General features: G+C 37.3%; 12 protein-coding genes, 2 tRNA genes and 1 other RNA gene (1 of these 15 cut by a window edge). 3 read left to right on the plus strand and 12 right to left on the minus strand.

The window, feature by feature from the left end:
* From WMO13_RS06205 to WMO13_RS06215, 3 genes are all read left to right on the plus strand, one after another.
* Positions 1-333: the end of a catalase gene (locus tag WMO13_RS06205; protein WP_026879052.1), read on the plus strand. Its footprint begins 1,143 nt before the window's first position; only the last 333 of its 1,476 coding nucleotides appear in the window; its start codon lies beyond the left edge, outside the window; it ends in the stop codon at positions 331-333.
* Between the two features lie 325 nt (positions 334-658).
* Positions 659-1,186 carry a GNAT family N-acetyltransferase gene (locus WMO13_RS06210; RefSeq protein ID WP_034855796.1) on the plus strand — a complete coding sequence of 176 codons (528 nt, stop codon included), beginning with the start codon at positions 659-661 and terminating at the stop codon, positions 1,184-1,186.
* Positions 1,187-1,333: 147 nt separating this feature from the next.
* Positions 1,334-2,356, plus strand: coding sequence for a cation diffusion facilitator family transporter (locus WMO13_RS06215; RefSeq protein WP_270049117.1), 1,023 nt, complete (start codon positions 1,334-1,336; stop codon positions 2,354-2,356).
* Positions 2,357-2,519: 163 nt separating this feature from the next.
* Here the strand turns inward: WMO13_RS06215 and WMO13_RS06220 are convergent, their stop codons facing one another.
* From WMO13_RS06220 to WMO13_RS06275, 12 genes are all read right to left on the minus strand, one after another.
* Positions 2,520-3,554 carry a cytochrome-c peroxidase gene (locus WMO13_RS06220; RefSeq protein WP_051396244.1) on the minus strand — a complete coding sequence of 345 codons (1,035 nt, stop codon included), beginning with the start codon at positions 3,552-3,554 and terminating at the stop codon, positions 2,520-2,522.
* 351 nt (positions 3,555-3,905) lie between these two features.
* The gene (locus tag WMO13_RS06225; protein ID WP_026879056.1) at positions 3,906-4,247 is read right to left on the minus strand and encodes a histidine triad nucleotide-binding protein; all 342 of its coding nucleotides are present in this window, start codon (positions 4,245-4,247) and stop codon (positions 3,906-3,908) included.
* A gap of 9 nt (positions 4,248-4,256) precedes the next feature.
* The gene (recR, locus tag WMO13_RS06230) at positions 4,257-4,850 is read right to left on the minus strand and encodes a recombination mediator RecR (protein WP_034855798.1); all 594 of its coding nucleotides are present in this window, start codon (positions 4,848-4,850) and stop codon (positions 4,257-4,259) included.
* Between the two features lie 12 nt (positions 4,851-4,862).
* The gene (locus WMO13_RS06235; RefSeq protein ID WP_026879058.1) at positions 4,863-5,192 is read right to left on the minus strand and encodes a YbaB/EbfC family nucleoid-associated protein; all 330 of its coding nucleotides are present in this window, start codon (positions 5,190-5,192) and stop codon (positions 4,863-4,865) included.
* Between the two features lie 85 nt (positions 5,193-5,277).
* Positions 5,278-7,401, minus strand: a complete 2,124-nt coding sequence (gene dnaX, locus WMO13_RS06240) for a DNA polymerase III subunit gamma/tau (protein WP_026879059.1) — start codon at positions 7,399-7,401, stop codon at positions 5,278-5,280.
* Between the two features lie 34 nt (positions 7,402-7,435).
* An RNA gene (ffs, locus tag WMO13_RS06245) (signal recognition particle sRNA small type) lies at positions 7,436-7,532 on the minus strand.
* A gap of 28 nt (positions 7,533-7,560) precedes the next feature.
* Positions 7,561-7,634, minus strand: a tRNA-Cys gene (locus WMO13_RS06250).
* 8 nt (positions 7,635-7,642) lie between these two features.
* Positions 7,643-7,718 (minus strand) — tRNA-Gly (locus WMO13_RS06255).
* Between the two features lie 159 nt (positions 7,719-7,877).
* Positions 7,878-8,165: an STAS domain-containing protein gene (locus WMO13_RS06260; protein WP_051396245.1), complete on the minus strand. Its 288-nt coding sequence runs from the start codon at positions 8,163-8,165 to the stop codon at positions 7,878-7,880.
* A 192-nt stretch (positions 8,166-8,357) separates the two neighbouring features.
* Positions 8,358-8,969 carry an ABC transporter substrate-binding protein gene (locus WMO13_RS06265; protein ID WP_342386820.1) on the minus strand — a complete coding sequence of 204 codons (612 nt, stop codon included), beginning with the start codon at positions 8,967-8,969 and terminating at the stop codon, positions 8,358-8,360.
* A 156-nt stretch (positions 8,970-9,125) separates the two neighbouring features.
* Positions 9,126-10,136, minus strand: coding sequence for a UDP-N-acetylmuramate dehydrogenase (murB, locus tag WMO13_RS06270; RefSeq protein WP_026879062.1), 1,011 nt, complete (start codon positions 10,134-10,136; stop codon positions 9,126-9,128).
* A gap of 171 nt (positions 10,137-10,307) precedes the next feature.
* Positions 10,308-12,221: a peptidylprolyl isomerase gene (locus tag WMO13_RS06275; RefSeq protein WP_026879063.1), complete on the minus strand. Its 1,914-nt coding sequence runs from the start codon at positions 12,219-12,221 to the stop codon at positions 10,308-10,310.
* Positions 12,222-12,257: the final 36 nt, after the last annotated feature.

Consider the following 12,257-nt stretch of genomic DNA (forward strand, 5'->3'; position numbering starts at 1 on the left):
ATTGCTTATGAGCCTAATAGCTATAATGAATGGACTGAAGCGCGGCATCTACAAGAGCCAGAATTAAGCTTAATGGGACCTGCAAGTCGTTGGAATTTCCATGAAGATGATAACAATTATTTTGAACAGCCTGGTAAGCTTTTTATGCTAATGAATGATGATGAAAAAGCCCGTTTATTTGCAAATACGGCTCGTAATATGAATGGTTGCGAAACACACATTAAAGAGCGTCATATTAAACATTGTTATCAAGCTCACCCTGATTATGGTCGCGGTGTTGCCGAAGCGATGGGGATCCAGATTGAACCACTTATTGCTTCATTGAAAAATTAGTAGCTAGTAATAACAATTAATTAGTATATTATAGTTTACTCTTATCTAATTTAAAAACATCATAACAAAAGGGAGGTTACGATTAGCGTGATCTCCTTTTTTCAATATCAATAGAAGATCTCAATGAGATAGATCAATAAGACTGAAAAGTGCTAGAATAAGCTCCGTAATTATCATTCTAAGAAATGATTAAAATAATCTAACTCTTGATACCTATTTATAATCAAATAATTAACTTTAAAAGTAACATCCTATTTTTAAAAAAGAATATCAATTTTCAATTGTGGCTTGCCATATTTTATTTCATCTATTGACAGAGGTTTTTATGTTCTATCAACTTGCTAAACATCGCGTCCTAGAAACGGAGCGCCTTATCCTTCGCCCGATTACTCTCGATGATGCAGCTGATCTTTTTGAGTATGCTAGCGATTCTGAGAATACAAAACATACCTTTCCTACACATAAAACGATTGAAGAGACTGAGTGGATTATTGCCAATCTATTTATGAGTAGTCCTCTAGGAAACTTTGCAATAGAACTCAAAGAGAATGGCAAAATGATTGGTACCTGTGATCTTCGTGTGAATGAAGGCGAAAAATCAGCTGAGCTTGCTTATGCCATTAATAAAAAATATTGGGGTAAAGGCTATGCACCTGAAGCCGCTCAAAAACTGTTAGATTTTGCTTTTAATACCTTAAAAGTTGAGCGTCTTTGGGCTAAATATGCAGCGGAAAATGGGGCTTCAGGACGTGTAATGGAAAAAATTGGTATGGAAAAAGAAGGAGTTCTGCGTCACACGAAAAACCTTTGCGGAGACTTTGTTGATCAAGTTGTCTACAGCAGAGTAATCTAAAAATATTAATGTGGAGATCTATATGGAGCTATCTTTGTAGATAACAACTACTTATTTTATCAACTATTTATTCTTTAATTTCTTATTTTAACGCATAATTATTACCATATTAATGAATGCAATTTCCCATCAACCTGAGGTTCTCTTATGATGAATCAAGATGATCGCGCGAATTATAATTTTCAAAAAATTATTCTCCTAGTCGCTATTCTTCTCTTTCTAATTAAATTTGCCGCTTGGTATATCACCTCTTCTGTCGCAATCTTAACAGATGCGCTAGAGAGTATTACCAACATGCTTGCCGGCGCTTTTACACTTTTTAGTTTATATTTATCAGCTAAACCTAAAGATCATAATCACCCACATGGCCATGGTAAAATTGAGTTTGTCTCAGCAAGTGTCGAGGGAATGCTGATTCTCTTTGCCGGGATTATTATTATCTACGAGGGTGTAAAACGACTTTTAATGGATGATAGTTCGCTCTCTAGTTTAGGTTCAGGATTAATATTAATTCTGTTTACAGCTATTGTGAATTATGGGGTGGGCTATGTCGCTATTCAACGAGGTAAAAAATATAATGTATTACCGCTAATTGCCGGTGGTAAACACCTCCATTCAGATACCTACTCTACTGTCGGCATCATTGTAGGATTAGTGCTCGTGTGGATTACCGGCTGGCAATGGCTTGATGCGGCAATTGCGCTTCTATTTGGTGGTATTATTATCAATTCAGGAATTAAAATTATTCGGGAATCTATCGCCGGTATTATGGATGAAGCTGACGAAAATTTGATTGAGGAATTTGTCACTGTCGCTAATGAAAATCGATCAGATAAATGGATTGATATTCATAAAGTCCGTTTCATTAAATATGGCAATCACGTTCATCTCGATGCGCATTTGACACTTCCTTGGTATTTCAATTTACGAGAAGCACATGTGGAACTCGATAAGATGACACACATTCTTAAACAAAAATTTGGCAGTAAACATGAGATGTACATTCATACAGATGATTGTCGCCCCACTTCTTGTGAAATTTGTCCTATTGAATCTTGCGCCCATAGACAATTCAAATATATTGATAAAATCACATGGACGGCAGCATTAGTGGCAGAAGATCATCGTCACAATATCAAAGATCTAGTGGAACAAAAGAGCCCACTATAGATCGAGTCTTCAAGAAATATTCATATTTGCATCTCATATTTACTTTAAAAGCATCCAACATAGAAAAGCGCTTCAGGTCTGAAGCGCTTTATTTTTAGATTTTTTCCAATACATCCATAAAATTTAACTACTATTAAATCCACTAGATGATAATTCCTCCCTCTCATTCAGCGCTAAATGGCTTTGGAAGAGGGGTTTCATTTGTCGATGGGGGCAATATTGGCATCATCATTTGGGGTTGTTCACCTGTTAATGTGCCGTAAAAAGCAACAATTTTTTGTACTTCTTCATCACTAAAATCACGACCTAATTGTAAACGCCCCATGATTTTAGTTGCTTCTTCTAACGTATTTACCTGACCATCATGGAAGTACGGATAGGTTAAAACGATATTACGAAGCGTTGGTACTTTAAAAAACATCGCATCTGAATCTTTACCGGTAAAGTCAGCTAAACCTTTAGCAAGATTCTCTGTTTTATACTCTTCAAGTAATCCCATTTTTTGGAAGCTTGATCCACCAATACCTTCCCCGTAGTGACAAGCAACGCAACCACTATTTCTAAAGAGTTCATAACCCTCTTTCTCTTCAGCGGTAATCGCATTATCATCACCCCGTAACCATTGGTCAAATCGTGAATTTGGTGTAATCAAAGTCTCCTCAAATACAGCAATCGCATCTGTAATACGATCAATATTGACACCACCATCACCATATACTTTATCAAACTCTTCTACATACCCCGGGATAGAAGCTATTACATTCACCACTAAATCATGATCAGAAGCCATCTCTTTGGGGTTTGCAATAGGACCAGCGGCTTGCTCTTTCAAATCTTTAGCGCGACCATCCCAAAATTGAACAAAGTTCAAACTAGAATTCAGCACCGTTGGTGAGTTAATAGATCCTTCTTGCCATTGATGTCCAATTGATGTAGGAAGATTATCTGATCCTCCCATACTAAGGTTATGACAAGAATTACAAGAGATAAAACCTGACTTAGAAAGTCTTGGATCAAACCATAACTTACGCCCTAAATCTGCTTTTTGTGTATCAACTTTGACCTCTTGCTTGAGAGGAATGATGGGTTCTTGACGTACAGAACCATTATTATCAACCTGTGCAAATGATAAGCTTGATAAAAATGCAGCAGTGATAAGTGTAATTGAAAAAAGTCCCTTTCTTTTCTGCCTAGTCATTGATAATCTCCTTTATCAATTAGTGAGTTATATTTTATGCACTACAGCAATATCATAAAAGAACCCTATGATTTTGAACATTACAAAAATGAATAATTCACTTAACATTCACTTAGGTCAAAATTTGATTGACTAGAGTTGCTATATTTAAGTTTTTCTATCAAAAATCAGACATTATTACAATAACTTATCATGTTAGCTTATCTGTCGTTGGTGCTGATTTTGTTATACTATATATTAATATCTAAGCCCTAATAAATATGGAATTGGTATGATCAATAAAAAGCCCTCAATATTGAGTATTGAAGGCTTATATGAGTTTTTCTACTTAATTATGTATGCAAAATACTCCTAACCTGGAGGCCAAGTTAATGAGCGACCTGCTAATAAATGAAGATGAATATGGTTGACTGTCTGCCCCCCATCCTCATTGCAATTAAAAACTGTTCGATAACCATTCTCCGCAAAACCTTGCTCTTTTGCAATTTTTTGCGCCGCTAAAAATAGTTTCCCCATCAATTCGGCATCTGCTTCAGTGAGATCATTTAATGTTGGGATCTCTTTTTTGGGAATTACTAAAATATGGATTGGTGCTTGAGGTTCAATATCCTCAAATGCCAATACATCATTATCTTCATAGACAATTTTAGCGGGAATCTCTTTGCGGATAATTTTACTAAAAATTGTACTCATATATACTCCTTAGTAGCTTTTGCGCGCCGCAAATGCATGAGATAAAGTACCACCATCTAGGTATTCTAATTCTCCACCAAGTGGAATACCCTGAGCAATACGACTAACGGCAATACCATACTGTTTTGCTATCTCTGAAATATAGTGCGCCGTTGCTTCACCCTCGACTGTGGAATTCATTGCTAATATAATCTCACGAATGCTCTCATCTTTGAAACGTTGCTCAAGTAGATCAAGCCCAAGCTCAGAAGGGCCAATACCATCTAAAGGCGACAACCGACCATAAAGCACAAAATAGCGTCCTTTATATTCAACATTTTGTCTTAAAGCAAAGACATCCGCTGGATTTTCGACAATACATAATAAACTATCATCTTTTTTAGGATTCGCACAATCCACACAAACATCTTCATCCGTTAAATTACGACATACTCGGCATTTATGAATATGTTCCAATGCATCACTCAATGACCGAGCCATCTTCTCTGCTCCTTTACGATTACGATCTAATAGATAGAGTGCCATCCTTAAGGCGCTTTTCTGACCAATTCCTGGTAAAAGACGCAAGGCATCTATTAAATCTTGTAATGCTTTAGGATACATAGAGATCAATCCTTAGAACCCAGGAATTTTCATGCCGGCAGGAAGTCCTAAACCACCAGTCACTTCTGCCATTTTTTCAGCAGAGGTTTTCTCTACTTTTGATAATGCATCATTAAAAGCGGCACCAAGTAGATCTTCTAACATCTCTTTATCATCTGACATCAGTGAATCATCGATACGGATTGAACGAACTACATGACGGCAGCTCATCTCAATTTTCACTAAGCCCGCTCCAGACTCACCTACCACATTCACATCACCTAATGCTTCTTGCGCTTTTTCCATCTCTTTTTGCATCTTTTGCGCTTTTTGCATCATGCCTGCAATACCACCTTTAAACATAAATCTTTTCTCCTTCCTAATTGATATTTCTATCTCTATAATCGTGTATATGTAAAAGAATAAACTAAACCCTAAGCTTACAATATTAGTGCTTTGCTTTCAGAGTTTTTTCTAATAATTGCGCATTCCACTCGTTCGTAAGATATTGTACCACTTGATCAGATTTAAAGTCAGCGAGCATCTTCTGATACTGCTCTTCATCTAAACGTTCAGTTCTTTCATGGAGGTTTTCACCATGTAATGTTTCAACATACTCAATCTGACAAGTGATTGACTGTTCTAAATAATCTGAAATCGCCATCGCTAAACGTGTTTCGGTTTCATCTACACGAAAATCTTTCACCGACAAAGGGCGCTCTAATGACAAATGCTTGCCATCAAATTGTTTAAATACCAAGCTATGGGCGATACCAGATAAAACACTTTCCAATTTAAGTTGTGATACCAGCTGCAACCATACTTCATTATTAGTCAATGTAGCCGCAGTAACTACTAGATCATTCTCCACTGGTGCAATATCACCTGCTGATTCAATCACTAACTCTGATGATTGATCTTGATTCTTTATATGATCAATACCATTTTTTTGAACAAAATTTTGAGTATCAACTTCTGGCACATGATTTTGTAACGTACTAGCGTGGATATCATTTTGGACAGTATTTTGAATAATCTCTTCATGAGATCCTAGATCGAAATTGTGAGTATTTTCTCTTTCGACATTTTGATCTTCAGTAAAATTTTCATCCGCATTAAAACGACCTGGATCATGTGCATTCTCTTGTGTTAACTCCGACTGTACAGAATCCGACGCCGCTGCCATTACAGTACTCGCAGATTCTCCATTTTGCGCTGAAATACTCAATTCTAGAGGAGAGTCTAACACCTTGGCTTTTGAAGAATCGACCATTGGTTCCCATGGCAGATCAACCGGTGGCAATATCTCTTTTTTTGGAGCAGATATCTCTTCTGCTACTGCATGAGATTCAGGTACCGATAAAGCATGCGTCTTATTTTCTATCGTTACTATTGCAACATCGCCAGGATCTGATGATACTTGCCGCTCTACAGAAGCCACTACTGATTCAGTAGAAACTTTACTTTTTTTTTCTGTATCCTCTGGCAAGATTGGTGCCGTTGGAGAAAACAGTACCATTCGTAACAGAGTCATTTCAAAGCCAACACTACTATTGGGATGATTCTGTAAATCCTTGCGCCCTGTCAAAGCGATTTGATAGAAAAGTTGTAGATCTTCTGCACTCAATCTCTGCGACAATTGTTGCATCTCGATAGATTCATTCTCTTTTAAGGTATCAGAGAGTTGCATCATGGTTAAGAGATGAAATGCATCAATCAGATCTTCTAAGAAACGATGATAATCAATACCATTCGCTTTTAACTGCCCTAAAACAGTGATGATATTATCCGTATTCTTAGTTGCCAAGGCTTCTAATACATTGATGAGATAATGAGTATCAATTAATCCAAGCATCTCGTGAGTACGTTGATACTCAACTTTCTGTCCACCATAAGCAATAGCTTGATCAAGCAGAGACAAGGCGTCACGCATACTTCCATCGCCGGCTTTAGCAATGAGTTTTAATGCATTCTCTTCAAAAGGAATATTTTCCGCAGTTAAAATATGTGAAAGCTGCCCTGCAATCTCTTGATCTTGAATCCGTTTTAATTGAAAACGCAAACAACGAGATAAAACTGTTACCGGAAGTTTTTGTGGATCTGTCGTTGCTAGAAGAAATTTCACATGCGCAGGTGGCTCTTCTAATGTTTTGAGAAGCGCATTGAAGCTACTATTAGAGAGCATATGAACTTCATCGATTAAATAGATTTTATAACGCCCTCTTGTAGGCGCATACTGTACATTGTCTAAGATCTCACGGGTATCTTCTACTCGGGTTCTTGACGCAGCATCAATCTCAATAAGATCTACAAAACGTCCTTCATCAACCTCTTTACAGATCGAGCAGACACCACAAGGCGTTGATGATACACCTTTTTCACAATTGAGGGATTTTGCAAAGATTCTTGCGAGAGTAGTCTTCCCAACACCACGGGTGCCGGTAAATAGAAAGGCATGATGCAATCTATTATTATCTAAACCATTAGAGAGTGCTTGTACAACATGAGGCTGACCGATGACTTCACTAAAGGTTCGAGGGCGCCATTTTAATGCGAGAACTTGTTGAGTCATTGGGCCTTCACTTATAAACAAATGTGGAGATAGCCCGTACCAGCCGACCCATAACACATGAATTTCTTGCTAGTGCTGCTTCCTTCCGGACCTGACACGGTTTACAATAGTTCATTGTTAGGAAACCAATACAGACCACCATAGAACAAGCTATAAATTTGGAGGCTGGAGCCAGAATCGAACTGGCGTCTACGGATTTGCAATCCGCTGCATAACCATTTTGCTATCCAGCCTATATAATTGGAGCGGGAAACGAGACTCGAACTCGCGACCCCGACCTTGGCAAGGTCGTGCTCTACCAACTGAGCTATTCCCGCGAAGTGAAGATATGTATTATAGCGAGATATCCTCTTTAGTCAACATATCGATTACTATTTATACAGATAAAACTATTACATTACCAATAGTCTGATGGATAACTCTCTGAAAAAACTTATGCATATTCGTTGTATAACCACAACTTCCTTAGTACTCAATTAAGATAGCAGTGTTTTTACTTGGTATAAATCAAGCAATTGCTCTAAATTTTCCGGAATAGCTGTAATATTCAGATCATATTGTTGCTTCTTGATCTCAACAAGTAGCGCAATCAAAGCACTATCACATTCCTCTACTTCTGATAAATTTACTACATTAGCCGGTGTCGCTTGCAATGCGGGTTGCAGTTTTTTCCAAAGATTTGGAATCGTAAACTTATCAAAACATCCTTGAAAATAACATACTTTATCCGATATTTTAAAATGGGCATCTAATGATTGTTTCATAAACTCCCCTAATAGATTGATGCAACAGAATGTTGCTTTTGATGATGCACTTTAAATCTTATACACTTTAGATCTAAATCAATATATTAACAAGCTACTAAAAAATAGATCACAGAAAAGCTCTCAGTCTCCGCTTTTAATCTGTGATCTATTAGATAAATGTAATTTCAGATCTATATAGGCTAGATGATCCTACTTATTCTTACTTTTAAGAACTTTAATCATTCCATCAATACCATTACGAGATACTAACTCTCTAATTTCAGAGCGGTAATTTGCAACAATACTGACACCTTCTACCGATACATCATAAACCATCCAACGATTATTTGCTTTAATCATAGAGTAATTAATAGCAATAGGCGGACGATCTTTAGAGATAATCTCTGAACGAACTGTCACCTCATCCCCTTTTGCTGCATTGGGTGGAAGCGGTAAAACATTGAGTTTTTCATCACTATAATCAAGCAATACGCCTGCATAAGTATTGATGAGAAGTCGTTTAAACTCTGCTGTAAATTCATCCCGCTGTGCCGGTGTTGCTGTGCGCCAAGAGCGCCCCATAACCCATTGAGAAATGGTACCAAAATCGAATCGAGGAACTAGGATATTTTCTACAATTCCATAGACCTTATTCGGATTCTTCGTCAAAACAGTTTTCTGCTCTTTAAGCGTTTTAAACAGCTGATCAGATGTATTTTTAATCACGCTGACAGGATCTTCCTGTGCACTCACTGTTTGAAAAAGAGACATCACAGCAATAAAAAAACTAAACATCATGAACTTTCTAAAATTATATTTCATACTAATTCCCTATTATTTCCTAAGTGATCACTGACAAATAAGATTCGAATTATAAAATATCCCTTGCCAGTCAAGATTTATCAGATACGATCCATAATATTTTCATAAATAGTAACCTATCTATCTCATTATTAGCTCGCTTATAATGAGTTCTATTTATAATATTAAAGGTTCAGCTTCCAACATTATACCAAATTGTGACCAAATCTTCTTCTGTACTTTTTCAGAGAATTGCCATAATTCATTTCCCGTAGCATTGCCGTAATTCACAAGTATCAACGCTTGATCTTTATGCATACCGACATCCCCTTCCCGCTTTCCTTTAAAGCCGGCAATATCAATTAACTGCCCTGCTGCTAATTTTATTTTATAGGGATCTTCTTGCGAATAATGCACTAATTGCGGGTAATCTTGTTGCAAAGATTGCCATTTTTCTAAAGAGATAACAGGGTTTTTAAAGAAACTTCCGGCATTACTTAATATGACAGGATCTGGCAATTTACTACGCCTAATTGCCATTACCGCCGACAAGATATCTGCAGCCTCAATCTTATCATTTTCAATGCCCTGCTCATTAAGGTAACGCTGTAAAACTTGATAAGAGAGGTTAATGACCGGTAACTTTGATAACTTAAATGTCACTGCAGTAATAAAAAATCGCCCAGGATTTTGTTTAAAAAAACTATCTCGATACCCAAAATTACATTCCTCTTTAGTAAATGTAACGCAGCTATCTTTATGACAATCAAAAGCCTCTACAGACTCGATAAAGTCTTTCACTTCAAATCCATAAGCGCCAATATTTTGTACAGGAGAAGCACCGACTGTCCCGGGAATGAGCGCAAGATACTCAAGACCATAGAATCCCTGCTGGTGCATCTGTACAACAAAATCATGCCACACCTCCCCACCCATAGCACGCACAAATACAAAACCTTGCTCTTGATGAAGGAACTCTACTCCTTTGAGTTGATTGTAGACAATAGTTCCCGAATATTCTTGGGTAAACAGGATATTACTGCCCCCACCTAGAAAGAGTATTGGGGATATTAACGATCGTAATTTAGATAAATCAGCTAGATGATCTATTGTTGCAAAATAATCCGCCGACACATCAACCCCTAAAGTATTAAAAGCCTTTAAATTTTGTTTTTGTGTGATTTTCATCGCATTACATTCTCAATTATTTTAAATTACCAAATTTGGCCATTCTCATAACAAGAAAGGTTGGCAATCATACCAACCTTTCCTCATTATATTTCCCTTTAACTGTGGTTTTGCAATTCTATCAGTACCATTCTAGAAATGTTCTCCAAAAGTTATCTCCAGAGAATATTCTTAATTGAAGAAACTACTATTATAGAGTTTGATGTTGCTATGATTTTTAATATAGAGCAACAATGCTTGATATTCATAACTACCAGAACGTGCATCAAGATATTCACGTAGCTGTGCTTTCATTTCATCAGAAAAATCAGCGCTTTTTCCTTTCTTGATATTATTCACAGCAACCACAACAATATGACCATCGATGTCTTCTACCAGATACTCAGGTTTATTATCTTTTAGCTGTTTTACTTTTTCAAAACCATTCGAAATTGCGACTTGTTCAACCGGCTTTGTTTGTAAGTTACCGATAGAAGTAATCGCTAAATCATTATATTGGTTATAAGCAAAGCCTAACTGTTCAATATCATTTTGAAAACTTTCAACATCTCCCGCCTCTAACATCGCATTTACTCGGGCAGTAATAGATGATTTAGCTTTTTCCATCGCAAGTTCAGCTTTGATCTCACCATAGCTTTCATCGAGTGATTTTTGTCTGCGCTCTTCTTGATCTGCAATTCGCACAATCATCGCATGGTTATCTTGATTATTAAATGCAAATGGTAATGAATTACGATGATTTTCACGCACATCAACCGTATTTAGAGCATCCCAAACCGTAGGGTTTGCAATAAACCCTTCAGGCTGATCTACATTAAGCCAATCAGTCTCTTTGAGTGGCACGCCTAAATCCTGTGCAATCTCATCAAGTGATTCAGTATATGTTTCTGCTAGTTGCTGCATTCTTGCTTCAGCTTGTAAATATTGATCTGTCTGCTGCTTCTGCTTCAAGTTATTAACTGCTGCTGTTTTGAGATCACTCTCGTTTGCAAAAGGTGTTGTAATACCCAATAAATGAACGAGATGAACTTCACCGTCTGTTGCAAAAGGCTCAGAATAAGGATCTGCTTCAGTTAATGCAAAAAGCGCATCATCAAATTGAGGAATGCCGGCAGCTCCATATTTGAAGTTACCATTTTTATTATAATAAGCATTATTCACATCTTGCATTTGTGCTTTAGCTTCATCAAAGGTCATTACACCCGACACAAGTGCAGCTCTCAAATCGGCTAATAATTGAAGTGCCGCTGCTTTTTCTGCATCATTGCTATACTCAATCGTAAATTGCTCAGAGGCACGTTGCTCATTCTCTTTTTTGAGCTTAGCCATCTCACCAGCAATCTCATCCTCACTAGGCTCAACTGCTGTCTTTTCCTCAAAGAGCGCTGGAAAGAGCTCAATATATTGAACTTTAACTCTATCCGGCGTTACAAATTGATCTTTATGCTTTTCATAATAAGTAGTAACCTCATCATTTGATACTGCAACATCATTGAGCTTATCTTTGTAATTATAAGTTGCAATAGCAAGATCACGAGTTTGCCCCATATATTCTAGCTCCTCAATCACTGCCTTCTCAGAAGTAAAAGCGCTCAACGTAAAGGCTTCCCGAATAATTTGATCCTCCACATCCCGGCGAACATTGTCTTCAAATGATTCAATATTGTAACCGGAATAGAATAATGCTTGCTTATAAGTCTCTTGATCAAAAACACCATTCTTTTGAAAAGCAGGAACCTCTATAATTTTTTCAGCAACCGCTCGATCTGATGCACGAATCTTCCAATCTTCAGCTTGCTTATTTAGGGCTCTACGTTGAATTAAATCTTCTCGCGCAATCAATTTATATTGACGTTGCATCTGCTCAGTCAACTCGACATCTTGTGCATTATTGTTAAGCAATAATTGGTATTGCGCCTCGACTTCTTGCAACGTGATTTTACTACCATCAACGCTTGCAACCGCATCTGCACTAGGGCCACTAAAAATCTGTGTTCCACCGATGCCTGCAAGAGAAACACCGACTCCGATTAATAAAATTTTTGCCCACACACTATTGGCATGATCCCGGATGAATTGCATCATAATTCAGAGTTATCCTTTCGTCTATTTAATCTATTG

The sequence above is a fragment of the Ignatzschineria larvae DSM 13226 genome, assembly GCF_038500265.1.
GTDB lineage: Bacteria > Pseudomonadota > Gammaproteobacteria > Cardiobacteriales > Wohlfahrtiimonadaceae > Ignatzschineria > Ignatzschineria larvae.